This window comes from Acinetobacter bereziniae LMG 1003 = CIP 70.12, assembly GCF_000368925.1.
Classification (GTDB): domain Bacteria; phylum Pseudomonadota; class Gammaproteobacteria; order Pseudomonadales; family Moraxellaceae; genus Acinetobacter; species Acinetobacter bereziniae.
This window is the reverse complement of sequence record NZ_KB849755.1, coordinates 113,833-139,963: the sequence shown is the minus strand read 5'-3', so window position 1 is coordinate 139,963 and position 26,131 is coordinate 113,833. Positions and strand designations below refer to the sequence as shown.

The window sequence follows — 26,131 nt, the reverse complement described above, 5'->3', positions numbered from 1 at the left end:
GAGGAAATATGTCAAAGTTCACTGCAAAGCAACAAGCATTTATTGAAGAACATTTAATTGACCTAAATGCTATATAAGCAGATAGTCAATACATGATCTCTAAAAAATAAAGTCCATTTGATTTATTCGAAAATATTGTAGATACCTTGTGTAAGTTATTGAGTTTTAGGTACAAAAAAAGCCCTGTAAAGGGCTTTTTTTACATGCATAAATTAGTTAGCTAAAGCTTTAACTTGTGCATTTAAACGGCTCTTATGACGAGCAGCTTTGTTTTTATGGATGATACCTTTATCAGCCATACGGTCAATTACTGGAACCGCAGCTTTATAAGCTTCAGTTGCAGCAGCATATTCACCAGTAGCGATTGCAGCGATTGTGCGTTTGATATAAGTACGTACCATAGAACGCAAGCTTGCGTTGTGTTTACGTGCTTTAACGTTTTGACGAGCACGTTTTTTTGCTTGAGCAGAGTTTGCCACTCGTGCACTCCTTGATTAGATTGGTCTGGGCGGGCTGAAATCACATCTGAAAACCAACATCAGAGGATTATCACCAGCCCGTAAACAAGTGCCATATTGTGATTAAAGAGGTCGGCAAAGTCAAGTCTTGACATGCTTTGACAACATTTTTGTTGAAGAAAAATTTGAAATAAAACGTTAGATTAGTAGTAAATCTAGGAGATTGTTTAAAAAATGACTAATTCGATAAAAAATGCGATTGTGATTGGAGCAACAGGTTTAGTCGGTCAATGTTTAATTGAGCAACTTAATTCGCTTGCAGAATGTGAAAAAATTACCGTAATTGTTCGTCGTCAAATTGCTGAATTTAACCCATACAAAAAAGTTGAGCAATTCGTCTTAGAGGATTTTCTGTTATTAAATGATCAAGATGTGAATGGCTATAGTCATGCCTTTAGTTGCTTAGGGTCTACCATCAAAAAAGCAGGCTCTAAAGAAGCTTTTTACAATATTGATTTTGAAATTAATGCGCACTTTGCAGATTTATTTGAAACAACAGAAACACATTTAATTTTAGTCAGTGCTATGGGCGCAAATGCGGGTTCACCAATTTTTTATAACAGGGTTAAGGGTGAACTTGAGACCTATATTCAGAAACTAGATTTATATCGCTTTTCAATTATTCGACCATCTTTATTGTTGGGTGAAAGAAATGAAAAAAGATTTTTTGAGGATGTGTCACAAAAGCTTTATAGACGATTTTCACACTGGGTACCTAATTCTTTTAAATATAAGCCAGTGACAGCACAGCAAGTGGCTCATACTATGGTCGAGGCTGCACAAATGCAAACTCAGAAAATTGAAATTTATGATAATTTACACATACAAAATGCCTAATTAGGGAGAACTAACGTGACAACAGTACCTTTTGTAACTTGTGATTTACTTGATGACAATCCAGATAAAGAAATTCAAACGCTGATCCCTTCATTAGATGGCAAGTTCTTTAAAAGTTATGGGGCACGCAAAACGTTTGGCGGTCAAATCGTAACAGTGAAATGCTTTGAAGATAATTCTCGTGTAAAAGAGTTATTGGCGACAGAGGGCGCTGGTAAAGTCTTGGTTGTGGATGGCGGTGCATCCATGCGTTGTGCATTAATGGGCGATATGATTGCTGAATCTGCGGTAAAACATCACTGGAATGGCGTCATTATTTATGGCTGTGTTCGTGATGTAGATGCCCTTGCTGAGCTTGATTTGGGGGTGCATGCATTGGCTTCAATTCCGCAAAAAAGTCATCGTAAGGGCATAGGCGAAGTTGATCTTCCACTATATTTTGGCAGTGTAAGCTTTAATTCTGGTGATTATGTTTATGCAGACAACAACGGAATTGTGGTTTCAAAAGAAAAACTATTGGATTTATAGGCGCTCTATAAAAAATATAGAGTGACTGCTCGAGGGTAGCAAAATGGTGCATCATCAAATTAAAGTTGTACAAGCATTAGCTTCAACGCTGACTGCTGGAGGACGCGGAGTGACTGGAACAGCATTTCCGAATCAACCTCAAAAAGCCTTAAAGCTCTATGAGTTTGAAGGTTCTCCATTTTGCCGCCGTGTGCGAGAAGTTCTAACTTTGCTGAACTTGGACTATGAAGTTTATCCATGTCCTAAAGGTGGTACTAAATATCGTCAATTTGTCAAAGAAAATGGTGGCAAGTTGCGCTTTCCTTATTTTGTGGATGAAAATACAGGAACAGCCATGTATGAATCTGTGGCTATTATTGATTATCTGTTCAAGCATTATGGCAAAAGTGGCAAAACACCGAAGAAATATGCACATTATCCGAAATACCCAGTGGTTGCTTTGGTGGGAACTGTCATCAATGGTGCACGTGGTGTATGGGTAAATCCAAAAATTGTTGATCGAGATGCGCCTGAAAAGCTACTCAACTTGTGGGGCTTTGAAGCAAGTCCATATACACGAATCGTGCGTGGTGTTTTGACGGAATTAGAAATTCCATTTGTATTTCACAATGTAGCGAAAGAGTGTTGGCAAGATCAGGGACCAGCCGCTTTACGCTTAAAACCAGGTAAATATGTACCACTAAAGGGTGGAAAGCGTGAAAAAATTGTTCCTGTCATGGGCAGAGTTAAGCAGGACATTCAAGTACCATATTTGGAAGATCCAAATACAGGCGCAAAACTGTTTGAATCTGAGTCAATTGTGAATTATTTGCAAAAGCAATATGGCGAGTTAACATAACTAAAGCACCTGATTTAAGCTGCTTTGTGTAAAGAGTGTAATGTGGGTATCCCTGAAAATTATATCGAATATCAGTATCATATAGATGCATTGAAAAATGATTCTAATTATAAAAAGCAGGTTTTGAAGATCCGAAAAATTGTACAGCAGCGACAGTTGGCATCCTATATGAGTGATTCAAAATGGATCAGACTTCTAGTTGCCATCAATCGCTTGGATTTTGCACCTGCTTTTATGACGAAACTGCTCAAAGATCCAATTGATCAAAATACGGAAACACAATTCTTAAATACAGTCCCGTGGTACTTTGGGGATTGGCAACCATTTTATCAAGAAGGCATGCCTATTTTTAATACTATTGAATATCTGATTGTAAAACCGATGTTAAGTGAACATCAAGGGCGTTTAATTGCTGACAAAATTTTAGATCAGACTGATCAATTTCGAAATATTTTGAAAAGTTTGAATGTGATGTATCAGGAATACGAACACAACGGTAGTTTTAAGATTTATGCATACCGATAGCAAAAGGATTGAAAACACCATTCATCAGCATCTTATATGATTAGCGAGTTGATTTTGTTTTTTAAATATGTGAACTATGCTTTTTTGTTGTTGTCTAAACCATCAATTCCATAGAAAAATATCATGATTACACGGATAAAACTTAAGCTTAAAATCAGTCTATGATAGATTGTCACTAATAAAATATACTTGAGAACTGGAATGACTTTAACTCGAATTCAACCTGTGATAAATCGCCCAGGAGAAAATGCCTTATTTATTGTATTGGGTTTAAAACAAGGGGCTGAGGTTGTCGATACGGTGATTGATTTCGCAGCTAACTTTTCTGCATTAACACGTAGTTTAAGCAACCGTTATCCTGATGAACAATTTAGTGCTGTATTAGGATTTGGTGCACGTGCTTGGGATTGTTTATTTCCAAATCACCCTAAGCCACAAGAATTAGAGACGTTTAAAGAAATACAAGGACCTAAATACACTGCGGTATCTACTGATGGAGACTTATTCTTTCATATCCGAGCAAATCGCCAAGCATTATGTTTTGAACTGGCGGATATCATCAATACGCAATTAAAAGAGGTGAGTTATCCGATTGATGAGGTGAATGGTTTTCGATATTTTGATGGTCGTGCGATTATTGGCTTTGTGGATGGTACTGAGAATCCTGAAACGGAAATTGCCGCTGAATACGCTTTAGTGGGTAATGAAGATCCATTATTTAAAGGTGGCAGTTATGCCTTCATTCAAAAATATATGCACGATATGGATAAGTGGCGAGAGCTAAGTGATGAAGAACAAGAAAAAGTGATTGGACGGAAAAAGTTTAACGATGTTGAGTTGGGGGATGATGTCAAACCCAAAACAGCACACAATGTGGTCAGTAAGGCGCATGATGAGCAAGGCAATGAATTAAAAATCATGCGTGCAAATATGCCTTTTTCCAATCCATCTAAGAACGAATATGGTACTTTCTTTATTGGTTATGCCCGAAAATTTAGCGTCACTCGACAAATGTTGGAGCATATGTTTCAAGGGGATGATGAAGGAAATTTAGATCGTCTGCTTGATTTTAGTACGGCTGTAACAGGAACACTTTTCTTTGTACCTACCGTAGATTTCTTAGATGACTTGGGCGATGAATAAATCATTAATTGGTATGAGCAAAGAAGGGCGTGAAAACGTCCTTCTTACAGCGATTTCTAGCTGAATTTGTTAAGATACCGGTTTGTATTGTTTATGGGTTGAGTTTTAAACATGTTAACGAAGATAGCAGCTTTATTTAAAAACAATAGAAACTCAGCGGAACAAGCTTTTTTACAACAACATCATATTCAAATTGATGCTGAAAATGGTTTTGTTGTTGATGGTATAGTTTTAAATACAGAATTGGCGGAACGACTTGAATACTTTTCTAATCGTAAACTGAATAATTTTGATGATTTGCAGGCACTGTTTTATAAAGCAATCTTGATCAATGAAAAACTTGATTTAGAAATAGCCTCTGGTCGTTATGTCGCTAGATTAGGAAATACTGAAGAAAATCTAAAGCAGTTTAAAGAAATTGTTCGGAAACTAAATGATTACTATAAAGAATTTAAAAGAGAAAAATAAATCATTATATAAATGTTAGGCTCCATGACGATTATTAACTTTTTCGCAAAATGTATATTCATAGATATAGATAAATGATTTGAAGCATGTGCGGAATTTTTTTAATGATGACAAGAACTGGAAAAGATAGATAGGGTTTGTGGACATTTCATAAATGGCTTGCGTTGTAGGTTAAAATTGAGCAGGTATGAGGAGTATACTCCGCAAGGAAATGAAGAGAATAGCGAGACTATTTTTAAGTTTCATAACGTAGCCTGAGATAATTTTAGCCACAACCCTGAGCAAGAACAAAGCACTGCTTTGTTTGAGCGCAAGGCGCAGCGGGGACTAGCGTGTTTTTTGTCGCTTCGTCGTTACGAACTACTTATTTAGAATGACTAAATTTCGTATTTCGCGCCTAGAATCGTCTAAAAACCACACATAGTCGCAAACATAGACGAATTGTCCACAGACCCTAATGTTAATTGCAAATAATTGGGTTGAAGTTGTTGAGCTAGCTGGAGAATTTATTCAATTTCTAGAGGGTGATAATTTTTTTAGTCAACCTTATACATCGAATAAAGATTATTTTATTACTTCAGACATCAGCTTAGCCATGGATTTTGCAACGGACAATAGTTGGGAGAAATTTACAGATTGGGAAACAGTCATTGACTCACAGTTTCCAGAAGATTTTGATTGGAAACTGAATTCAAGAATTGATTATCAATTACAGCAAAATAACTATTACGATTTGTTCACAAAAAATTTGAATGGATTACTTGAAAAGTGGACAACATTTGATGGAATAGGAATAGCTCACGAATTAATCATGCATGATATCGGTTATATTTTTAATTGTTATGCAAATGGCTATTTTCCACCGATTTGGCAAGAGATTTTACAGGTTTATTATGCAGGCGGTCTACCTTGTGGTTGGCATGGGTTTTATCCTGATGGGAAATTAGTCGTATTTAGTCATCAGCCAAATAAATTGAACAAATAAAATCACTGAACTCAACAAAGTCATCATGTTAAACTATGGCTTATGTCTTTTAGACCCGATACAAATATGTTTAAACAAGAAATCTCTGACCTTAATTTAAAACAATTGAAAGCAGGCGAAAAGCGCTGGATTGGTACAATGCTTGGTTCTTCTGCTGCCTTACTTTTTAAGGAAATAACGGAGAAGTCTGAGCAACTGTTTGTGCTGGTCGCGCGTAATAATCAGCACTTAACACAACTTGAAAGTGAACTTGAATTTTATGGTGTTAAACCGACAATTTTTCCGGATTGGGAAATATTGCCATATGATCGTTTATCACCTCATCAAGATATTGTGTCTGAACGGCTGTCTATTCTTGCCAATATGCCCCAAAAAGGTATTTTGTTGGTATCGGCTACAACATTGGCACAGCGTGTTGCACCCACATCATGGATTTTAGGGGAACATTTTGATATTAAGGTTGGTCAGAAGTTTGATTTAGAACAACAAAAATTAAAACTAGTTCAAGCAGGTTACCATTTAGTCGATACGGTTTATGATCACGGTGGGTTTGCGGTACGCGGTAGCATCATGGATATCTATGCATCTGGGCAAAGTGCACCGATTCGTATAGATCTGTTTGATGATGAAATCGACAGTTTAAAATTTTTTGATCCTGAGACCCAAAGAACCACAACAAAACTTGAGCATTTCACTGTATTACCCGCAAAAGAATTTCCTTTAAAAGAAGCACGCTCTATATTTAGAGATCGCTATGCGGAAAGCTTTCCAACAGCAAATCCTAAGAAAAATCCAATTTATCAAGATGTATTAGAGGGAATTGCATCGCCAGGATTAGACTTTTATTTTCCATTATTTTTTACCCAAACTGCAATGCAGACACAAAGTTGTTTGACATCGTACTTACCAGGCAATGCAATTGTCATTACAGATAAGTATATTGAAGACGGTTTAATCCAGTTTTGGGCAGATGTCATGCGTCGTTATGAAGATAGACGGCACAATATTGATCAGCCATTACTGCCACCTGAAGAAATTTTTATACAGCCCAATCAACTGTTTGAACAGTTGAATCAATTTGCAAGAATTATTGCATCTACAGAGCAGATTGAATTAAAAGCAGGCTGTATTAATTTATCTGTTGAAATACCGCCAAAATTACCTGTTGATCCGAAGCAAGAGCAACCTTTTAAGGTCGTCAAGAAATATGTCGATGATGCCAATCATCCTGTGTTATTGGTGGCTGAAAGTGCTGGACGTCGTGAAACCTTAAAAGATGCGTTAAGAGCAAGTTTAGGGGAAATTCCTGTTGTAGAGAATTTCCAAATTTTTCAGCAATCAAATTTTTCCGTTGCGATCACAAATGCGCCTTTAGACCGCGGTCTAGTGATTAGTGATGAGTTGTCGGTAATTTCTGAAAATCAGCTTTATGAACATCGCGTTGTACAGCGCCGTCGTAAGCGTCAACAGGAAGTTTCAGAAGAGTTTTTGATTCGAAGTTTGACTGAACTGAATATTGGTGCACCTGTAGTTCATATCGATCATGGTGTTGGTCGTTATGCGGGTTTGGTTACACTGAATATCGATGATCAGGATTATGAGTTTTTGCAACTCAACTATGCAGATGATGCAAAAGTTTATGTGCCTGTGACTAATCTACATCTTATTAGTCGTTTTAGTGGTGGTGATCCAGACTTAGCGCCTTTGCATAAGCTTGGAACTGATGCATGGAACAAAGCGAAACGAAAAGCCCTCGAACAAATTCACGATGTCGCTGCTGAATTATTACATATTCAAGCGCGACGCCAGTCAAAACCGGGTATCAGTTTTGAATTGGATCAAAGTGCATATATGCAGTTTTCCAGTGGCTTTGCCTATGAAGAAACGCTAGATCAAGCCAATGCAATTGAAGCAACATTGTATGATATGCAACAAGCCAAACCGATGGATCGCTTGGTCTGTGGTGATGTGGGATTTGGTAAAACAGAAGTTGCGATGCGAGCAGCCTTCGTTGCCGTTCAGAACAATCGACAAGTGGCGGTTCTTGTTCCAACCACATTGTTGGCACAACAACATTATGAATCCTTTAAAGACCGATTTGCTGATTGGCCCATCCGTGTTGAAGTACTTTCACGTTTTGGTACCAGTAAAAGTCATGTCAAAACAATTGAGGATTTGGTCGAGGGAAAAGTTGATATTGTCATTGGAACCCACAAAATTCTTCAGGAAAATGTGCAATTTAAAAACTTAGGTTTGATGATTGTGGATGAAGAGCATCGTTTTGGTGTGCGAGATAAAGAGCGCATTAAAGCCATGCGTGCTGATGTGGATATGCTGACATTGACAGCTACACCGATTCCGCGGACGCTGAATATGGCATTTGGGGGAATGCGTGATCTTTCGATCATTGCAACGCCACCGGCACGCCGTTTAGCTGTGAAAACTTTTGTCAATGAGCAAACTAATGAAACCATGAAGGAAGCAATTTTGCGTGAATTGCTTCGTGGCGGTCAGGTCTACATCTTACATAATGAAGTAGATACCATTGAACGTGCTGCAGAGAATATTCGTCAATTGGTTCCTGAGGCACGTGTCGCTGTTGCACATGGTCAAATGCGTGAGCGTGAATTAGAACAAGTCATGCAGCAGTTTTATCATAAAGAATATAATGTCTTGGTGTGTTCGACCATTATTGAAACGGGAATTGATGTCCCGAATGCCAATACGATTATCATTGAACGTGCGGACAAGCTAGGGCTTGCGCAATTACATCAGCTGCGTGGTCGTGTAGGGCGCTCACATCATCAAGCGTATGCATATTTGATGGTACCTTCGCTTAAAGGTCTAAAAGGTGATGCAGAAAAACGTTTAGACGCAATTTCAAGAGCATCAAATCTTGGTGCTGGGTTTATGTTAGCGACAGAGGATTTAGAAATACGTGGCGCTGGTGAGTTACTGGGTGAACAACAAAGTGGTTCAATGAATGCTATCGGTTATAGTTTATATATGGAAATGTTGGCCAAAGCGACGAAAGCCATTCAACAAGGTAAAACGCCTAATTTTGATACACCACTTTCGCTCACCTCTGAAATTACTTTACACATGCCAGCATTAATACCTGATGAATACTTAGGTGATGTACATCAACGACTGATGTTCTACAAACGGATCAGTAATACAGATACAGCCGACAAATTAGACAATATTCGGATGGAGCTGATAGACCGTTTTGGTGTGCCGCCACAACCCGTCAAGCAGTTATTTAGTGTGCATCAAATCCGTATCAAGGCAGAGCAGTTAGAAGTCACCAAAATTGATATTGGGGCACATGGTGGGGTGATTGAATTTTCACCTGATACACCCGTGCAAGCAATCAGTATCATTCAAATGATGCAAAAACATCCGACCTGGTTCCGTATGGAAGGTGGTCAACGTCTGAAAGTGATGGTGATGTTGGAAGAATATGAGAAGCGCATTCAGTTTGTACAAGATTTATTGAATAACTTGCTTGCTGAATTAAAGCGTTAATTTATCAATATGTTGAAGATGAATAATCTTTATTCAGAACTGAGAAAAAATCATGAAATTTTTTCAGAGATGATCTTGAAAAAAAACAATGATTCTATAAAGTGTAATTGTGATCAGGTTCAAAGCAAACTGTGTTTATTTGTACCGAAACACGAGATAACCAATATTCACACGAAAACCGATGTGTTAGTATTAGCCATCCTTTTAATTTTGCGTCATTTATAAAGATATGTTTAGTTTGCATCCACAACTTGCTCAAGATACTTTTTTTGTAGGCGACTTTCCGCTTTCAACATGTCGTTTAATGAATGATATGCAATTTCCGTGGTTAATTCTTATTCCACGTGTACCTGGTATCACTGAATTATATGAATTGAGTCAAGCTGATCAAGAACAGTTTTTGCGTGAGTCGAGCTGGTTATCTAGTCAACTGTCACGTGTTTTCCGCGCTGACAAGATGAATGTGGCTGCATTGGGTAATATGGTCCCACAATTGCATTTTCATCATGTCGTGCGTTATCAAAATGATGTAGCTTGGCCTAAGCCTGTATTTGGTTTACAAGCTGTTCCATATACCAATGAAGTGTTGGCACATATGCGTCAGACATTAATGTTGGCATTGCGTGGTCAAGGTGATATGCCGTTTGATTGGCGTATGGACTAAGTTTTTAAAACAGCACAAGGGAAGTGTTTAATAAAATGACATTCGAGGTAAAATATTTTGCCATTTGAACGTATGTTAGATAAAGAGCCTAAGCAATTTGAAATATTCCAGCGCTTTATGGGATATTTGATTATTGCACTGCTTGTTATCATTTATTATTTTACTTCTCCTGTTGCTAACTATCAGTTCTATGTTCCCTTTTTTATTGGTTTTATTTTCTTAGCCAGCCCCAAATTTTCTCGATGGCTGGAATATTCATACGGCTCAAAAATCCGTAAAAATATCTATTTTTTGGTGGATGTTATTGTTGTTTCGACAGCACTAGCAGCAGTACATTTAAGTCTAGTTGTTTCTTTTGTACTTTTATTTGCGCTGATCTATACCGCCATCAACAGTAAAATTTCTTTCATGATGGCTTCTTTGGCTATCTTGATTGCTTTTATTGTTTTCTATACCAATATTATTTTCATTTTTGGCTTTTACGATTATTTCCAGCAAACCAGCCCTGAACTTTCTGTGCTGTCTTTTATTGGAATTATTTTGTTTGTTAATATCGGTAATTATTATCAAAATCGTCGTATTAAAAGTGTAGAAATCAAAAAAAATACCTATTTTAATGAAATGAATCGCTATATTGAGTTATCAAATCAACTCAGTCGATATGCTCCATTGCAGCTTTGGCAAGCCATCATGCGTGGTGATACTGAAGCGAAAATTGAATATAAACGTAAAAAGATCACTGTTTTCTTTTCAGATATTCAGGGCTTTACTGAGTTATCAGAAACATTAATTCCTGATGATTTGGCATTTGTACTCAATGATTATCTCAGTCATATGACTGAAATTGCCAAGCAATATGGTGCGACTATTGATAAATTCATGGGCGATGCGATTCTGATTTTCTTTGGTGATCCAGATTCACAAGGTGTGGAACAAGATGCTAAAAACTGCATCGATATGGCAATTGCCATGCGACAGCAAATGAAGTTTCTACGTGAACGTTGGGTGAAAATGGGCTATGCGCCATTGCATATCCGTATGGGGGTAAGTACGGGCAATTGTCACGTTGGAAATTACGGTGCTGTACATCGTATGGCTTATACGATTGTTGGTCGCGATGCAAATTTGGCAGCGCGTTTACAGTACGCTGCGGATATTGATGAAATTCTTGTTTCAGATGAAACCTATAAATTGATTAAAAATGATTATCTCTGTGCGCCAAAATCACCAATTGAATTAAAAGGTATTCAAGGTAAAGTGAGAACTTGGCAGGTCATGGAGAAATACTCAGCCAGTAAAAATGAAAATCAGCAATGGTTTGACTATGAATATAAAGGTTTTCATTTGGTGCTTAATTTAGAAGAAGTGCAAAACTTTGAGTATCCAGAGCTGGTTGAAGTACTTGAAAAAATGGTCGATCGTATTAAAGTTCAGCAGCGACTGACCAATGCGCAAGGTGTTGCAAGACTAAATGCTGAAGATGAAATTCGCTAGATAGGTTTAAAATTTTACATTGAACTTTCAAGTCTGTTGTTATCACTTAAAGACTGAGCAATAAGTAAAAGCAAATAAAAACCACTCATGTTGAGTGGTTTTTATTTGCTTTTTATTCAGCACTTTTAAAAATTATTTAGTGGTTTTCAGAAGCATGGTTAATGGTGTATTTAGGAATTTCAACTTCCATATCTTCATCTGTGATTTTAACTTGGCAAGAAAGTCGTGAGTCAGGTTCTAAGCCCCAAGCACGATCAAGTAAATCCGCTTCAATATCATCCATTTCTTCAAGTGCATCAAAACCTTTGCGTACAATGACATGACATGTTGTACATGCCTTAGACATATCGCAGGCATGTTCAATTTTAATACCATTGCTTAATAAGCTTTGGCAAAGATTGGCATTTGGTTCAACTTCAAACTCAGCACCATTCGGACAAATTGTTGCATGAGGTAGTACTTTAATACGTGGCATAGTCTTTACCTTATAAATTAGTTTGAGTTTGACCAGTCATCAAGTTTAGTGCCTTTGAGCGCTTGATCGATATGCTGATTCATTCGTTCTGCAGCAAAAGCATCACTATGAATTTTTAATTGCTCAACAGCATGTTCGATAGATTTGATATCGTCTGTTTCAAGCTGTACTTTTAAATGTTCGGCTGCAAGATTTAATCCTTGCAATTGTTCAGGATCGAGTAATTTGCTGTCCACTTTCAATGCTTGTTCTAATGCCTCGAGTTCACGACGAGCCTCAACCTTTGTTTCATTCAAGTGACGTAAATGCTTGTCTTCTTCAGCGAACTTATAACCATCAATTAAAAGCCGTTCGGTATCTGCTTCTGAAAGACCGTAAGAAGGTTTGATGTCAATCTTGGCATGAACACCAGAAGTGGTTTCTTTTGCAGACACGGAAAGTAAACCATCGGCATCAACTTGGAATGTCACTTCTATACGCGCTTGACCAGCGGTCATAGGTGGAATGCCGTGTAATACAAAGCGCCCTAAGCTACGACAATGCTCGACCAAATCACGTTCACCTTGAACAACATGAATCAACATGGCAGTTTGACCATCTTGATAGGTAGTGAATTCTTGACGGCGTGCTACAGGGATTGCTGTATTGCGAGAAATTAGACGCTCAACCAGCCCACCCATGGTTTCAAGACCCAGTGAAAGAGGGGTTACATCGAGCAGTAATGAACCATCTTTTGAATTGCCAATCAGTTGATTAGCCGTAATAGATGCTCCAATGGCAACGACTTCATCAGGATTAATTGTACAGAGTGGTTCTTGGTTAAATACTTCACGAACGGCTTTTTGAACAGCATAAGAACGAGTAGAGCCACCTACAAGTACCACATTTTGAATATCATCAAGTGTAAGCTTTGCATCGCGCATTACGCGTTTACATACACTTATTGTTTTATCAAGTGCTACTTGGATAATTTGTTCAAAGGTTGCGCGATCTAGTGTAAGATGGTGTGTCAGTACTTTTATATCAACAGATTCTGCATCACTCAAGCCTTCTTTGGCTTTGCGTGCAGAAACTATGAAATGTGCATATTCTGCATCATCCAAAGTCTCAATATTAAGTTGTTTTTTTGCCCATTTCACAATCAAACGATCTAAATCATCGCCGCCGAGTGCGGTGTGACCACCTGTGGCTAAAACTTCAAAAACACCTTGCGAGAAACGTAAGATAGAAACGTCAAAAGTACCGCCACCTAAATCGTAGATGACGTAATTACGATCTGTTGCAAGGTTGGTGTCTTGATCTAAACCATAGGCTACGGCTGCCGCAGTAGGTTCGTTTAATAAGCGTAATACATTCAGCCCCGCCAATTCTGCTGCATCACGTGTAGCTTGGCGCTGAGCTTCATCGAAATATGCAGGAACTGTAATGACAGCACCATTTACAGGATTACTTAGACTCTTTTCAGCACGATCTTTTAATTGCTTTAAAATTTCAGCTGAGATTTCTACAGGTGTTTTTCGACCTTGTGTGGTTTCAAAAGTCGGCATTTCATTATCAGTGCCTGTTAAAGTATGCGGATGTTGAAATTTAATATCAGCTTTTGAACGCCCCATAAAACGTTTTACAGAAACGATCGTATTTTTGGGATCAGTTGTGATGAATGGTTTTGCAGCATCACCGTATTCTGTTGAGTTTTTAGAATAATGCACAATAGAGGGAAGTAACACACGACCTTGTTCATCATTCAGCACTTTGGCTTTGCCTGAAAGTACTGTAGCAACCAACGAATGCGTTGTACCCAAGTCTATTCCAATGGCAATACGGTGTTCGTGTGGCGCACTTGATTGTCCTGGTTCAGCAATTTGCAAGAGTGCCATTTGTTACATCCTTAAAATAAAAGCTAAAAACAAAGTCATGTTCAACATGTAGTTAAAATTAAAAGTTAGAAATCATCATCTAAGCTAAAATCTTCATCATCAAGAAGTTGATCTTCGGCTTTATCAATATCATTCATGACTTTTTGGAAAAAACGCAATTTTCGTACAGTATCACGTGCTTCAGCCCAGTCTTCTTCATCAAAATCAATTTTGAATTCACGAACTAAGCCATCGATCCATTGTTGCACTTCTTTTTTGAGAGAATGCAACTGTTCTGTATTGGTTGCTTCATCGAGTTGCTCACGAATTTCGAGGGCAGACTGCAAAAATTCAAAATCATTAATGGATTGATCTAAATGATGATCTTGCTTTTTGAGTGAAAGTAAATATGCTGCACGGCTATCTACATGAGATAGGGCTTTATACGCTTGATTAATCTCACTCGATTTAATTAAAGCTTTGTCTTTATCATCCGATTTATCAGGATGATATTGCTGTTGCAAGTTTAAGAAATTAGCTTTTAATGTTGCTAAATCAATATCGAGTGCTTCAGGGAGATCGAACAACTCAAAATGACTCATGGGAGATACTCATCCACGATGTTTTACAAGAAAACAGGGTAATTAAATATGATTAAAACAGTGCAAGACACTGTTTTAACATGAAAAAAGTGCAGGGTGATTATACAGTGAAAGATTCACCACAACCACATTCACCTTTTTTATTGGGGTTATTAAACTCGAAACCTTCATTTAGACCATTTTTTACATAGTCCATTTCCATGCCATCGAGATACACCAAGCTTTTAGGGTCTACAAAAACTTTAACACCAAACTGTTCAAAAATTTGATCGTGTTCATCGATATCATCAACAAACTCAAGTACATATGCCAAACCAGAACAGCCTGAAGTTTTCACACCAAGACGAATACCTTCACCCTTACCGCGATTCTTTAAGTAATTGCTGATATGAGTTGCAGCATTTTCAGTTAAATTGATCATGAAAACTCCATTAAAAAATTATCTGTAAAACTTAAACAACAGATATTAAGCTTTAGTTTTCTTGTTACGGTAATCTTCAACAGCAGCTTTGATTGCATCTTCTGCAAGTACAGAACAGTGCACTTTTACAGGAGGAAGAGCAAGTTCAGTTGCGATATCAATATTTTTAATCGCTTGTGCTTCGTCTAAAGTTTTACCTTTTAACCATTCGGTGACTAATGAGCTGGATGCAATTGCAGAGCCACAACCATAAGTCTTAAAGCGTGCTTCTTCGATCACACCATTGTCATTTACTTGGATCTGTAAACGCATCACATCGCCACATGCAGGTGCACCCACCATACCTGTACCAACATTTTCTGCATTTTTATCCAAAACACCAACATTACGAGGGTTTTCGTAATGATCAATTACTTTTTCACTATAAGCCATGATGCTTCTCCAAACCTCGGGGTCAGCGTTAATAATATGTATTGCTACAGTCTAATATGGTGGCATTTCACTGATTTTCAATAAAATGCCGTGTTTGATTTTAGAAACTTAGTGTTCAGCCCATTCAACTGAATTTAAGTCGATACCTTCTTTGTACATATCCCAAAGCGGAGAAAGTTCACGTAATTTCTCTACAGCAGCTTTAGAAATTTTAATCACATGGTCAATGTCTTCTTCAGTCGTATAATGACCGAAGCTGAAACGAATTGAGCTATGCGCCAACTCATCAGAAAGACCAAGTGCGCGAAGCACATAAGATGGTTCAAGTGTTGCAGATGTACATGCTGAACCTGATGAAACCGCAACATCTTTCAATGCCATCATCAATGATTCGCCTTCAACAAAGTTGAAACTTACATTTAAGTAGTTTGCAACGTTATATTCAGGGTGACCATTTAAGAACACTTGTTCTAAATCTTGTAAACCATTCCAAAGCTTGTCACGAAGTACACGTAAGCGCGCTTGTTCTGCATGTAAGTTTTTACCTGCAAGTTCAAATGCTTCACCCATACCTACAATCTGGTGAGTAGCAAGTGTGCCTGAACGCATACCACGTTCATGACCACCACCGTGAATTTGTGCTTTAAGACGTACGCGAGGGCTACGACGTACAAATAATGCGCCGATGCCTTTAGGTCCATAAACTTTATGACCAGAGAAGCTCATCAAGTCTACTTTCATGGTTGAAAGATCAATTTCAACTTTACCAGCAGCTTGCGCAGCATCTACATGGAAGTAGGTTTTGTTGGCGCGAGTAAGTTCACCAATCGCAGCAACATCAGTTACTGTACCGATTTCATTATTCACCATCATTAATGAAACAAGAATGGTGTCTGGACGAAGTGCAGCTTGAACCATTTCTGGCGTAATTAAACCTGTTCTAGGTTCTGGTTCAAGATAAGTAATCTCAAAACCTTCTTCTTCCAATTCACGGCAGGTATCTAAAATTGCTTTATGTTCAATTTTACTGGTAATGATATGCTTGCCTTTCGAACCATAAAATTGAGCAATACCTTTTAGCGCAAGGTTATCAGATTCAGTAGCACCTGATGTCCATACGATTTCTCGTGGATCAGCTTTAACTAAATTTGCGACTTGTTCACGTGCATATTCAACTTTTTCTTCAGCTTGCCATCCATAAGCATGAGAGCGAGAAGCTGCATTTCCGAAGGTACCATCAAAGGTTAAACACTCCATCATGCGTTCTGCTACTTGAGGATCAACAGGCGTAGTTGCTGCATAGTCAAGATAAATCGGACGTTTCATGTCAAATACCTGTAACCGATAAAAGGGCTGAATCATGTGGTGCTGAATTTTGGCGAACCGCAACGGTTTGTACATTGTCGCGTGCGACTAAATCGGCAAGGGTGATTTTAGCTAAATAATCGGCAATATGGAGAGAGAGTTCTTGCCATAAATCGTGAGTTAAACACATCGCACCATTTTGGCAATTGCCTTTATGATCACAACGAGTTGCATCCACAGTTTCATTTACAGCTTCAATAATTTCTAAGACAGTAATTTCTTCAGCATGACGCGCTAAGTGATAGCCACCATTCGCGCCACGAACACTTGAAACTAAGCCATGACGCTTTAATTTAGCGAACAATTGTTCAAGATAAGCGACAGAGATCGTTTGGCGGGCTGCAATTTCTGCAAGCGTAATCGTTTGTTCAGTAGGCTGCAATGCTAGGTCGAGTAGTGCAGTCACTGCATAGCGACCGCGAGTAGTTAGGCGCATGATTCGATACACATGTTTTAGACTAGATGTATGAATTTTATGAATCCTGACTAAATTAGTCAAGTATTTTTAAGATTAATTCTGACTAAATTAGTCAGAATTAATTATTATTGTTATAAGGATGAAATCTAATAAAATATTTTACATGAATATTTGCCATAAATTATACATGATTAGTGCAACAAATAGAAAGCCTATTACACCTAAAGCCGTATATAAACGCTGTTGATTTTGCTGCAGACGTCGAACTCGATTTTGATATTGCTTCACCTCAACCTGAAGGGTGTTGATCTTTGAGCGTTGCTGATCAATTTTTTCAAGTAAGGGTGCAATACGTTTTTTTGATGCACGTGTCTGACTGTCATCATCAGGATGAGTTAACCACTGTTTCCAATCGGACAAGAGTTTGGGTGCAGTTAAATGAATGACCAGATCACGAAATTGATCTTTCACCATATCACTACCTTCCAAACGCATTTTTTTCATACTACGGCGATTGGCAAAAACAAAAATCTGAATTAAATCAATTAATGTGCTACTCACAGAAAGATCGACAGGTTTTTCTGGCGCTTGCAAGTCAAACAAAATGCCACGGTCTGTAAATTGAATATAGAAATCAAAATAAGGAATGTAACTATTTATCTTGATGGTCATTTGCTGTTCGACAAATTTTTTAGCTTGTAAGCGAACAACACGATCATGTTTTAATACAAAAGAATAAATGGTTTCCAAGATAATCATGACAATGTTTAGCAACAAACGAGAGTGACCTTGCTTTTGTTGCGATTCATTCATAAAACATTCCTATAACAAATTGAGAATCCGATCTCTAAAATAACTTTGAAACAATTTCATCTGTGATATGAAACACATTATTTCAACAATCATATAAAAAAAATAATTGAATGACCATTGTTGAATTGGCAAGTGTTCCTTAACATTAAACAATTACTTTGCTTTTGTAGAACAGTTTAGCAAAAGGTTCAATAGTTTTATTTGATATTATAGATATATTTTCTACATAATTTGGTCATATAGGTCATTAAAAGCTGGAGTTTTGGGCAAATGGAGCAGGATATGAAAAAGAGCAATAAAGAACAATTCGGTCTTCAGGAAGACCAAAATGAACAGCATGTATCACATACAAAACCTAGACATCATAAAAAATCAGCATTGGATTTTAGAAAATATACAAAACAGATTTGGTTGGCCGGGTTGGGGGCTTTTTCGCGTGCTGAAGAAGAAGGCAATAAGTTATTTGACTCTTTAGTCAAAGTTGGAGAAGAGCTTGAATCAAAAACGGTTGAAGTTGCTGATCAAACAGTGAACAAAGTGTCGGAGAAAACTAAAGAGTCTGTCACAGAAACTAAGGACAAGGTAGAAAAGCTTCTCGATCATGGCGTAAATCATTCGCTTAATCGAATTGGTTTGGTCACTGCAAAGGATCTTCAGCACCTAGAGAACTTAATAATGCAATTACATCACAAGGTGGATGCCTTAGTAGAAGAGAACCAAAACTTACGAGAGCAGTTGCTCAAAAAATGAAATAATTGGGGTGAATCAAAAAAAAAACTCATTTTTAGTCGTAATTTTTGAGAAAAGCGTGTTTGGAGTCTTGCGTTTCCCCCCAAAGCATTGCTATAAAGTCGTCATGGCCTTTGATCTACAGCCTTGGAACTTAAACAAACGAAATAAGAGGACGTAATCTTCATGAATAAATCAGAATTAATCGATGCGATTGCAGAAAAAGGGGGATTGTCAAAGTCTGATGCAGGTAAAGCATTAGATGCGACTATTGCTTCAATTGGTGAAGCGCTTAAAAAAGGCGACACAGTGACTTTAGTAGGCTTTGGTACTTTTAGTGTTAAAGACCGTGCTGCACGTACTGGTCGTAACCCTAAAACTGGTGAAGAGCTTCAGATTAAAGCAAGCAAAGTACCTAGCTTTAAAGCTGGTAAAGGCTTAAAAGACTCAGTAGCTTAATCTGAGCTTATCGAAAGCGCGCCCTCGTGGCGCGTTTTTTATGAAATAAAATTAAATTATCAGTGATTGCTCGTTCATTCATTTCACAATTTCAGTTAGAATCCTTACGAAATATAATATTGGAATACTCATGGAATCGTTTCGCACTCTCATAAGGGGCTGGTTTGGTAAAGTTCTCCTTGTGTTATTTTTAGCGCCATTTGCCGTGGTCGGTATTGAAGGTTATTTCAGTGGTGGGCAAAAAGCAGATGTCGCTAAAACTGTTAATGGTCAAGATATTTCTAAAAAAGAGTTAGAAACGGTCACCAAAAGCTATACGGATCAATTATTGGCAAATCCTAGTGTGCATGGGGACGAGTCACTGTTGAATAAAGAATTTATTGCAAATAAAGCACTTGATTATCTGATCAGTCAAAGTCTTCTAAGACAGCAGGCAGATAAATTAGGTGTGACTTTAAGCGATACTCAGATTGAACAGAAAATTGCACAGATTCCTGCTTTTCAGGAAAATGGTAAATTTTCGAATAATCTATATGCGAATTATTTACGTTCACAAGGCTTAACCAGTCAGGCATTTATTCAAAATATTCGTCAAGATTTTGCATTGAGTATTCTGAGTTCAACGATTTCAGATAATGCTTTGATTAGTAAATCTGATATTCAACAAATTGCTAATCTTCAATCTGAACAACGTGAATTATTTTTATCGAGTGTGAAGCTGGATGATTATAAAGCGAATGTTAAAGTGACGAATCAAGAAATTGCGGATTATTACAACAAACATCTCAATAAATTTAAACAGGTTGCGGCTGTAGATGTTGATTATGTTGTGCTTAGTCCTGCGACATTGACTCAACCAAATGCTGCGGTGTCTGATGCGGAGTTAAATCAAGCCTATGCGCAATTTGTAGAAAAATATAAGCAAAATTTAAAGCATGATGTAAAACACATCCTGATTACAACGGATTCACGTAGTCCTGAGCAAGCTGCAACTTTGGCGAATGAGGTTTATGCAAAAATTCAAGCAGGTATGACTTTTGCTCAAGCGGCTGCACAATATTCTGAAGATCCAGATTCTAAAGCAAAAGGTGGTGCACTTGCAGCCTATGCTCCAGGTGTGTTTGGTGCTGATTTTGATAAAGCTGTGGCTTCAACTGCGAATGGTCAAGTGGCGAAACCTGTAAAAACAGAGTTCGGCTATCATATTATTGAAGTCAATACACCCGCTGGAACAATTCCATCATTGGAAAGCAAAAAAGCAGAATTAACAGCCGAAGTGCTGAAAAACAAATCTGCAAATTACTTCTCTGATACTGTAAATAGTTTAAATGACCAGGTTGTGAATAGCGATTCGCTTGATGTTGTGGCACAAGCAGTGAAAACAGTACAGGTCCAATCAGCGAAGAATGTGAATTTAGCAACAACTAATCCAGTTTTAGCAGATCCTGCGGTTAAAACGAAATTATTTGCTGAAGATATTAAAAACGGCAATACAACAGCTTCAGGTAATATACAAACTGCCAATGGTGATGTGGTATGGATAAAAGTTCGTAAATACCACCCAGCGGGCACTCAACCTCTGGCTCAGGCAACAGCGCGTGTAAAAGCACAGTTGATTGAACAAAAAGCATTTGATGCAGCACATGCAAAATTAAATGCAATGATTGAAGATTTTAAAAAGTTACCTGCACAAGCAGTGACAGCGAAATACCAATCTAATTTTGTACATGCAGGGACATTTACGCGTTCACAGGGGCTTAAACGCGAAATTGAGCGTGCTGCATTTAGTCAGCCTGTACCCAAAGCAGGTATGTGGTCTGTAACTACTGCGAAGTTACCTGATGAATTGGTTGTTGTAGCGGTTGCCAATGTGAAAAAAGTAGATATTGCCCAAATGAATCCTGCTGAAGTTCAACAGTTGACTCAAATGTACCAAAAATTCCGTGGTGAACAATTGCTTGATGATTATTCTCGTTATTTAAAATCTCAAGCTAAGATTAAATAATTGAGAAAACATCCAATAAAAAAAGCGCTTCGGCGCTTTTTTTATTGGATTATGTATTCTGTAGCTGCCTCGTAAAGTTTTAGAGTTGATTGCGGTATTGACTCGGGCTAAGCTCAAATTGTTTTTTGAATGCTTGACTGAATGCGGTTTCAGAAGAATAGCCCACTTGGTGGGCAATTTGTTGAATAGAGAGTTGACCTTGTTTGAGCAGTTGACTGGCAAGACGTAAACGATGTTGTTGTAAATAAGCCAATGGTGTCTCGCCAATAATTTGGTTAAACAGGCTGGCAAATTTTGAGCGGGACATACAACAGGTTTCAGCTAAACTTTCAACAGTCCAGTTATGTTGGGGTTGGCTATGGATGGCTGCCAAGGCATTTGATAGTTCAGGATGAATCAAAGCATTCAACCAGTTATTATGATCTTGCATTTGCTCAATGTAATCTCGTACAGACTCAATCATTAAAATGCTGACCACATGATCCATGATCTTATTTTTGCCTGCGACAGTTCTACGCGTTTCAGCGGATACAAAATAAAGTCCAATTTTAAGCCACTCAGGTGCTTCATCACTCAGCGCATTTTGAATGTGTAGAAAGGGAGGAAGTGCATTGATTAATGGGCGTGCCATAATGGCATTCATATGGCATCGGACAGTAAGTATTAAAGTTTTTTCTGAGCTTCCCTGACCAAATTCAATGGCATCCTGTCTAAGTCCATCAAACAGAGATTCAATATTTAAGTTTTCGACCAGTTGTGTATTGGGCTGATTTTTTACGGTGTGGGCTAAACCTGCAGGAATTAAAAACATATCACCTGTGTGTAAGGTGACATGCATCGATGGGGAAAACTCTAAATAAGCGTGACCATATAAGACAATATGTGCAATGACAGCTTCTTGTTTAGGGCTTTGAAATGACCAATCCCCTTGCGCTTGAAGATAAATATATTCTGAATGGTTGAGATGAATATCATCAAAAATTTTACTTAAAGCATCCATAAGTATGGTTTAAATTTCCTATTTTCAAATAATAAAAAGGTTTGATGTCATTAAAACATGTGCGTAAAGGACAATCTCTATGTTGAAGATGCCAAAGACTTTTTCATAGGTTTTATGGACGCTTACAACTGTCTTTCAAGTGATCTTTATTTAAATATATAGGTAAGTAGAAAGATAGGGAAGATACAGCCATGAATGCACCAGTTCAACTGACTGAACAGCAATTGCTGGACATAAAACCAAAGTCAGGTTTGGCACTTGATAAGAAGCGTTACCTTTGGATGATTAGTCCATCTTTGCCAGTGATTGGTTTAGGGATTTTAGCGGGCTATCATGTTGCGCCTAAGCCACTTAAAAAAGTGTTTGCACTGGGTGGTCCGATTGTCTTGCATGTGATTATTCCAGCCATCGACTCCTTGATTGGTAAAGATCAAAACAATCCAACTGCTGAAGATGTAAAATTACTTGAACAAGACCCTTATTATTCTCGATTAGTTAAATCTTTTATTCCGATTCAATATGCAGCAAATGTGTATGCATGCTATTTGGTTGGTCGTAAGCAGACTTCATTGCTTGATAAGATACTCTTGGGTATTTCGATGGGGGCGATTAATGGTATCGCCATCAATACAGCGCATGAACTCAGTCATAAGCATGATCGTATAGATCATATTTTGTCACACTTGGCATTAGTTCCATCTGGCTATAATCATTTCCGGATTGAGCATCCATATGGACACCATAAGCGTGCAGCAACTCCAGAAGACCCTGCATCTTCACAAATGGGTGAAACTTTTTATGAGTTTTTACCACGAACAGTCATTGGATCATTTAAGTCTGCAATTGAAATCGAAACCAACCGCCTTAAACGAAAAGGGCTTGGATTTTGGTGTAAAGACAATGAGTTGTTGCAAGGTTGGGGCATGACTGCGGCATTCCATTCGTCAATGGTGGGGTTGTTTGGTAAAGGAATTTTGCCATACTTGGCTACGCAATCTGCATATAGTATTGGTCTGTTTGAGATTATTAACTACATCGAACACTATGGTTTATTGCGTCAAAAGGATGAAAAAGGTAAATATGAACGTACCATGCCTGAACACAGTTGGAATAATAATAATATTGTGACGAATTTGTTCCTGTATCAGTTGCAGCGTCATTCAGATCATCATGCTTATCCTACACGTCCATTCCAGGCATTACGTCATTTTGATGAAGCACCTGAGTTACCAAGTGGTTATGCAAGTATGTTATTGCCAGCCTTGATCCCTGCTTGGTGGTTCAAGATCATGGATAAACGTGTATTTGATCACTATAAAGGTGATTTGAATAAAGCCAATATTTATTCAAAACGTCGTGCCAGTATTTTTAAGAAATTTGGTGTAATCGATAAATTGCTCAACAACTAAACATGAAACATGCAATAAAAGCCCAATATTGGGCTTTTATTGCATTTAACTCTTTGAAATATCCTGCGATTTTAATATTGAATAACATGTATTGTTTTTATTCAATCATCATTGAGCTGCATCATCATCGATAGGCAATTGATCATTTAATTATAGTGTATACTTTATAACGTAATGGGGGAGGATAAAAATTTTGCTCATTAAAATTAACTCAAAGAAAAAAATTCTCATTAAATATACTATCTTTATTGTCATGTTTCTTTCATAGTATACATAAAGTAATTTTAGATGCTAATAGCTTATCTGGACGTTTGTATGAAGTGGGAAGAAATAGGCAATCAACCATGTTCAATTGCGCGCACATTGTCAGTTTTGGGCGATCGTTGGACGATGCTTATTCTTCGTAATGCGTTTATGGGAATGCGTCGTTTTGATGATTTTCAAGCAAATTTAGGTGTAACCCGACATGTGCTTGCTGAACGTTTAAAGCGTTTGGTTGAGCATGGCATACTTAACAAAGTTCCATATGTTGAACGACAAGAGCGTTTTGAATATCGTTTAACGGAGAAAGGCTTAGAGCTTTATCCAATTTTACTGACGATGGTGACATGGGCAGATAAGTGGATGGATGAAGGCTTAGGTGCACCAATGGCACTTGAACATACAACATGTGGGCATCAATTTACTGCGATTTTGGTCTGTTCGGAATGTCAGCAAGCGATTACTGCACGTCAAGTAAAGCCAATCGTTACACCTGCATTTTTTAAATATTTGGAGAAAAGTAAACAGGCATGATTTGATTGTATCAATCAAGCATGAATTGAATATGAATGATCAAAACGTTAAAAACAGTTCAGAACAGAAAATTGAATATCTTTGAATAAGCTTAATTGTATTACACGCTATTTAAATAACAGCATTTATACATGCGTTTATATATTAAGAAGAATGTTGGACACACATCTAATCCTGCCTACTATTTTAGTATAGTGATTTTTGTTAAAGTGTGTGAAATTTATACCACATGATACTAAAAAATATATAATTCAAACTTGAATAAAAAATTTGCGTTTAAACCTGAATAATAAATTTTTTCCTAAAACTTATATTGAGATCATTAACAATCAATAACCATTTGTTTTAATAGAAAGGCATAAGTGTTGGGCAAATGATAATTATTTAAATTTAAAAATTCAATAACTTAGAAATATGTAATACGGAGCGATGATATGGCAATTGGATCAAGCCCAACAGTTGGAAAAACAAGTCAAACCTGTCTTCAAGAATTTACAATTCATTTTAGACGTGCAGAGGACAGAGTGTTTGATGGTCGTTATGGTTTTGATTGGTATCGACCTGAATTTTTAAAAAAAATGACCTATTATCAACCCTTAACATCTAGCGAAGAAAGGATTAAAGTTGCTTTAGTGACTGGCGATATAGATACACTCAAAAGCACTTATACACATGGACAAAAAACAAAAATTTTGCCTTATGGCAAAGAATACATACCTGCATGGTTGGCGATTTATTCAACAGAGTGGCTTAATGTTCATCGTTCGGGTCAAGGTGAGAACTATAGTGTAGCACTAGATTTAGAGCTAAATCTAATTGAAGGCAAGAATGATGGTGAATTAAATCCAATTGATAAAAATAAAGAATTTGAGTTAAAAAATAATGGAACTATTCTCAAGTTTGAAGCATCAAACCCAAATATTGTGATTGACCCTTCAGAAATGAATATTAATCGATTTCTTAGTACTTTTGGAAATAACAAAAAATTATCAAATCAAGAAAATGATCAGAAATATTTAGTTTCTAATGCAGTTAATATCTCATGTAAAAGTGCATTGGAAAACCATGAAGAGATTTTAGTCTATGCAGAAAAAAATGGTTGTAAAGAAGTTGTCGGTCAGCTCATGCTATACCATAATGCTGTGATTCCGAGTTTAAAAGTTATTTTTGTAGATGTGATTACGAATGAAAAAAAACCGAGACGTTCATATGATTATGAGGATTTTTTACAAAATAGATCATTTAACCAAGCCTTAATTAATGTAGAAATAATAAATGCTCCAGCATTCGATTTTAGAAAGTATCGTAAAAATGATGTTGATGTAAATATTTCTTTAAATAAACTTAATATAAATAATACCAGCTATTTTTTAGATGATTTAAGTAAATTTTATAAAAAATACCAAGATAAAAGCTTGGCAGCTAAAAATTATGTTTTTGTAACAAATGTTTTTAAAGAAGAAGGCGTTGGTAGTGGTGGGGATAGTGTTACCTTATTCAAATGCCCTGAAGATATATTTAATCAAGTCGTTGTACATGAGTTGGGACATCGTTTTGGATTGATTCATTTGTTTGACTCCCAAAAAATTAATCCCCAAGGCAAGTCTTTTCAGTTTTTACCGGGTTTGACAGGTAATTTTTTAGATTATGATCATAGAAAAATTGATGAGAAAGAAAAAAATGGTAAGACTAAGTCAAGGGCTATACGCAATCCCACTTTTTCGTTGAGCTATTTTTTCAAATACCAATGGGATTTACTTAGAAAAAGAGTGAAATAATCTATTTATCTAAGCCATAATCTACAGGGATTCGTTCACGCTAATA

At 37.3% G+C, this 26,131-nt stretch carries 25 protein-coding genes and 1 pseudogene; 16 read left to right on the top strand and 10 right to left on the bottom strand.

Annotated features, from left to right (window positions below; translation table 11 throughout):
• Positions 1 to 212 precede the first annotated feature (212 nt).
• Positions 213 to 479 (bottom strand): 30S ribosomal protein S20, encoded by a 267-nt coding sequence (gene rpsT, locus F938_RS02515; RefSeq protein WP_004720657.1) that lies wholly within the window; start codon positions 477 to 479, stop codon positions 213 to 215.
• A 213-nt stretch (positions 480 to 692) separates the two neighbouring features.
• Here rpsT and F938_RS02510 point away from each other — a divergent pair, with 213 nt between their 5' ends.
• The 10 genes from F938_RS02510 (at position 693) to F938_RS02465 (ending at position 11,528) form a co-directional block, all read left to right on the top strand.
• A complete protein-coding gene (locus F938_RS02510; RefSeq protein WP_005029124.1) occupies positions 693 to 1,355 on the top strand; it encodes a Rossmann-fold NAD(P)-binding domain-containing protein in 663 nt (220 codons plus the stop codon).
• Between the two features lie 15 nt (positions 1,356 to 1,370).
• Complete coding sequence (gene rraA / locus F938_RS02505) at positions 1,371 to 1,883, top strand: ribonuclease E activity regulator RraA (RefSeq protein ID WP_004830901.1); 513 nt, start codon at positions 1,371 to 1,373, stop codon at positions 1,881 to 1,883.
• Between the two features lie 43 nt (positions 1,884 to 1,926).
• On the top strand, positions 1,927 to 2,721 hold the full coding sequence (locus F938_RS02500; protein ID WP_005029122.1) for a glutathione S-transferase N-terminal domain-containing protein: 795 nt from the start codon (positions 1,927 to 1,929) through the stop codon (positions 2,719 to 2,721).
• Between the two features lie 42 nt (positions 2,722 to 2,763).
• A complete protein-coding gene (locus tag F938_RS02495) occupies positions 2,764 to 3,246 on the top strand; it encodes a DUF6678 family protein (RefSeq protein ID WP_005029120.1) in 483 nt (160 codons plus the stop codon).
• A 201-nt stretch (positions 3,247 to 3,447) separates the two neighbouring features.
• Positions 3,448 to 4,389 (top strand): Dyp-type peroxidase, encoded by a 942-nt coding sequence (locus F938_RS02490; RefSeq protein ID WP_004830898.1) that lies wholly within the window; start codon positions 3,448 to 3,450, stop codon positions 4,387 to 4,389.
• A gap of 111 nt (positions 4,390 to 4,500) precedes the next feature.
• On the top strand, positions 4,501 to 4,857 hold the full coding sequence (locus tag F938_RS02485; RefSeq protein WP_005029118.1) for a hypothetical protein: 357 nt from the start codon (positions 4,501 to 4,503) through the stop codon (positions 4,855 to 4,857).
• Positions 4,858 to 5,314: 457 nt separating this feature from the next.
• Positions 5,315 to 5,842 (top strand): hypothetical protein, encoded by a 528-nt coding sequence (locus F938_RS02480; RefSeq protein ID WP_004830896.1) that lies wholly within the window; start codon positions 5,315 to 5,317, stop codon positions 5,840 to 5,842.
• A 66-nt stretch (positions 5,843 to 5,908) separates the two neighbouring features.
• The gene (gene mfd, locus F938_RS02475; RefSeq protein WP_010591588.1) at positions 5,909 to 9,370 is read left to right on the top strand and encodes a transcription-repair coupling factor; all 3,462 of its coding nucleotides are present in this window, start codon (positions 5,909 to 5,911) and stop codon (positions 9,368 to 9,370) included.
• A gap of 229 nt (positions 9,371 to 9,599) precedes the next feature.
• The gene (locus F938_RS02470) at positions 9,600 to 10,034 is read left to right on the top strand and encodes an HIT domain-containing protein (RefSeq protein ID WP_004830893.1); all 435 of its coding nucleotides are present in this window, start codon (positions 9,600 to 9,602) and stop codon (positions 10,032 to 10,034) included.
• A gap of 57 nt (positions 10,035 to 10,091) precedes the next feature.
• Positions 10,092 to 11,528 (top strand): adenylate/guanylate cyclase domain-containing protein, encoded by a 1,437-nt coding sequence (locus F938_RS02465; RefSeq protein WP_005029114.1) that lies wholly within the window; start codon positions 10,092 to 10,094, stop codon positions 11,526 to 11,528.
• 136 nt (positions 11,529 to 11,664) lie between these two features.
• Here the strand turns inward: F938_RS02465 and fdx are convergent, their stop codons facing one another.
• From fdx to F938_RS02425, 8 genes are all read right to left on the bottom strand, one after another.
• Positions 11,665 to 12,003 carry an ISC system 2Fe-2S type ferredoxin gene (gene fdx, locus F938_RS02460; RefSeq protein WP_004830890.1) on the bottom strand — a complete coding sequence of 113 codons (339 nt, stop codon included), beginning with the start codon at positions 12,001 to 12,003 and terminating at the stop codon, positions 11,665 to 11,667.
• Positions 12,004 to 12,020: 17 nt separating this feature from the next.
• Positions 12,021 to 13,880 carry a Fe-S protein assembly chaperone HscA gene (gene hscA, locus F938_RS02455; protein WP_005029111.1) on the bottom strand — a complete coding sequence of 620 codons (1,860 nt, stop codon included), beginning with the start codon at positions 13,878 to 13,880 and terminating at the stop codon, positions 12,021 to 12,023.
• 65 nt (positions 13,881 to 13,945) lie between these two features.
• On the bottom strand, positions 13,946 to 14,461 hold the full coding sequence (gene hscB / locus F938_RS02450; RefSeq protein ID WP_004830888.1) for a Fe-S protein assembly co-chaperone HscB: 516 nt from the start codon (positions 14,459 to 14,461) through the stop codon (positions 13,946 to 13,948).
• 100 nt (positions 14,462 to 14,561) lie between these two features.
• Positions 14,562 to 14,882 (bottom strand): iron-sulfur cluster assembly protein IscA, encoded by a 321-nt coding sequence (gene iscA, locus F938_RS02445; protein WP_004830887.1) that lies wholly within the window; start codon positions 14,880 to 14,882, stop codon positions 14,562 to 14,564.
• A gap of 45 nt (positions 14,883 to 14,927) precedes the next feature.
• The gene (gene iscU, locus F938_RS02440; protein WP_004830886.1) at positions 14,928 to 15,314 is read right to left on the bottom strand and encodes a Fe-S cluster assembly scaffold IscU; all 387 of its coding nucleotides are present in this window, start codon (positions 15,312 to 15,314) and stop codon (positions 14,928 to 14,930) included.
• A 108-nt stretch (positions 15,315 to 15,422) separates the two neighbouring features.
• Entirely contained in the window at positions 15,423 to 16,640 is a 1,218-nt protein-coding gene (locus F938_RS02435) for an IscS subfamily cysteine desulfurase (protein ID WP_004830885.1), read from the bottom strand.
• A 1-nt stretch (position 16,641) separates the two neighbouring features.
• On the bottom strand, positions 16,642 to 17,115 hold the full coding sequence (locus tag F938_RS02430) for an Rrf2 family transcriptional regulator (RefSeq protein ID WP_004830884.1): 474 nt from the start codon (positions 17,113 to 17,115) through the stop codon (positions 16,642 to 16,644).
• 141 nt (positions 17,116 to 17,256) lie between these two features.
• Positions 17,257 to 17,910, bottom strand: a complete 654-nt coding sequence (locus F938_RS02425) for a hypothetical protein (RefSeq protein WP_004830883.1) — start codon at positions 17,908 to 17,910, stop codon at positions 17,257 to 17,259.
• 366 nt (positions 17,911 to 18,276) lie between these two features.
• On the opposite strand from F938_RS02425, the pseudogene F938_RS02420 reads away from it, so the two are divergent.
• From F938_RS02420 to F938_RS02410, 3 genes and pseudogenes are all read left to right on the top strand, one after another.
• A pseudogene (locus F938_RS02420) lies at positions 18,277 to 18,660 on the top strand (phasin family protein); the annotation flags it as partial.
• A 165-nt stretch (positions 18,661 to 18,825) separates the two neighbouring features.
• Positions 18,826 to 19,098 (top strand): HU family DNA-binding protein, encoded by a 273-nt coding sequence (locus F938_RS02415; protein ID WP_004720620.1) that lies wholly within the window; start codon positions 18,826 to 18,828, stop codon positions 19,096 to 19,098.
• 130 nt (positions 19,099 to 19,228) lie between these two features.
• Complete coding sequence (locus tag F938_RS02410; protein ID WP_005029107.1) at positions 19,229 to 21,103, top strand: SurA N-terminal domain-containing protein; 1,875 nt, start codon at positions 19,229 to 19,231, stop codon at positions 21,101 to 21,103.
• A gap of 79 nt (positions 21,104 to 21,182) precedes the next feature.
• Here F938_RS02410 and F938_RS02405 read toward each other — a convergent pair whose 3' ends face one another.
• Positions 21,183 to 22,103, bottom strand: coding sequence for an AraC family transcriptional regulator (locus tag F938_RS02405; protein WP_004830880.1), 921 nt, complete (start codon positions 22,101 to 22,103; stop codon positions 21,183 to 21,185).
• A 191-nt stretch (positions 22,104 to 22,294) separates the two neighbouring features.
• On the opposite strand from F938_RS02405, the gene F938_RS02400 reads away from it, so the two are divergent.
• From F938_RS02400 to F938_RS02390, 3 genes are all read left to right on the top strand, one after another.
• Positions 22,295 to 23,512 carry an alkane 1-monooxygenase gene (locus F938_RS02400; protein WP_005029104.1) on the top strand — a complete coding sequence of 406 codons (1,218 nt, stop codon included), beginning with the start codon at positions 22,295 to 22,297 and terminating at the stop codon, positions 23,510 to 23,512.
• Positions 23,513 to 23,827: 315 nt separating this feature from the next.
• On the top strand, positions 23,828 to 24,307 hold the full coding sequence (locus F938_RS02395; RefSeq protein ID WP_005029101.1) for a winged helix-turn-helix transcriptional regulator: 480 nt from the start codon (positions 23,828 to 23,830) through the stop codon (positions 24,305 to 24,307).
• Positions 24,308 to 24,741: 434 nt separating this feature from the next.
• On the top strand, positions 24,742 to 26,085 hold the full coding sequence (locus tag F938_RS02390; RefSeq protein WP_005029098.1) for a metallopeptidase domain-containing protein: 1,344 nt from the start codon (positions 24,742 to 24,744) through the stop codon (positions 26,083 to 26,085).
• Positions 26,086 to 26,131 lie beyond the last annotated feature (46 nt).

Bases quoted from the DNA above. Each gene is read 5' to 3' on its own strand.
- F938_RS02510 (WP_005029124.1), top strand. From the start codon at position 693: ATGACTAATTCGATAAAAAATGCGATTGTGATTGGAGCAACAGGTTTA.
- F938_RS02500 (WP_005029122.1), top strand. From the start codon at position 1,927: ATGGTGCATCATCAAATTAAAGTTGTACAAGCATTAGCTTCAACGCTG.
- F938_RS02490 (WP_004830898.1), top strand. From the start codon at position 3,448: ATGACTTTAACTCGAATTCAACCTGTGATAAATCGCCCAGGAGAAAAT.
- F938_RS02485 (WP_005029118.1), top strand. From the start codon at position 4,501: ATGTTAACGAAGATAGCAGCTTTATTTAAAAACAATAGAAACTCAGCG.
- F938_RS02480 (WP_004830896.1), top strand. From the start codon at position 5,315: ATGTTAATTGCAAATAATTGGGTTGAAGTTGTTGAGCTAGCTGGAGAA.
- mfd (WP_010591588.1), top strand. From the start codon at position 5,909: ATGTTTAAACAAGAAATCTCTGACCTTAATTTAAAACAATTGAAAGCA.
- F938_RS02470 (WP_004830893.1), top strand. From the start codon at position 9,600: ATGTTTAGTTTGCATCCACAACTTGCTCAAGATACTTTTTTTGTAGGC.
- fdx (WP_004830890.1), bottom strand. From the start codon at position 12,003: ATGCCACGTATTAAAGTACTACCTCATGCAACAATTTGTCCGAATGGT.
- hscA (WP_005029111.1), bottom strand. From the start codon at position 13,880: ATGGCACTCTTGCAAATTGCTGAACCAGGACAATCAAGTGCGCCACAC.
- hscB (WP_004830888.1), bottom strand. From the start codon at position 14,461: ATGAGTCATTTTGAGTTGTTCGATCTCCCTGAAGCACTCGATATTGAT.
- iscA (WP_004830887.1), bottom strand. From the start codon at position 14,882: ATGATCAATTTAACTGAAAATGCTGCAACTCATATCAGCAATTACTTA.
- iscU (WP_004830886.1), bottom strand. From the start codon at position 15,314: ATGGCTTATAGTGAAAAAGTAATTGATCATTACGAAAACCCTCGTAAT.
- F938_RS02435 (WP_004830885.1), bottom strand. From the start codon at position 16,640: ATGAAACGTCCGATTTATCTTGACTATGCAGCAACTACGCCTGTTGAT.
- F938_RS02430 (WP_004830884.1), bottom strand. From the start codon at position 17,115: ATGCGCCTAACTACTCGCGGTCGCTATGCAGTGACTGCACTACTCGAC.
- F938_RS02425 (WP_004830883.1), bottom strand. From the start codon at position 17,910: ATGAATGAATCGCAACAAAAGCAAGGTCACTCTCGTTTGTTGCTAAAC.
- F938_RS02415 (WP_004720620.1), top strand. From the start codon at position 18,826: ATGAATAAATCAGAATTAATCGATGCGATTGCAGAAAAAGGGGGATTG.
- F938_RS02410 (WP_005029107.1), top strand. From the start codon at position 19,229: ATGGAATCGTTTCGCACTCTCATAAGGGGCTGGTTTGGTAAAGTTCTC.
- F938_RS02405 (WP_004830880.1), bottom strand. From the start codon at position 22,103: ATGGATGCTTTAAGTAAAATTTTTGATGATATTCATCTCAACCATTCA.
- F938_RS02400 (WP_005029104.1), top strand. From the start codon at position 22,295: ATGAATGCACCAGTTCAACTGACTGAACAGCAATTGCTGGACATAAAA.
- F938_RS02395 (WP_005029101.1), top strand. From the start codon at position 23,828: ATGAAGTGGGAAGAAATAGGCAATCAACCATGTTCAATTGCGCGCACA.
- F938_RS02390 (WP_005029098.1), top strand. From the start codon at position 24,742: ATGGCAATTGGATCAAGCCCAACAGTTGGAAAAACAAGTCAAACCTGT.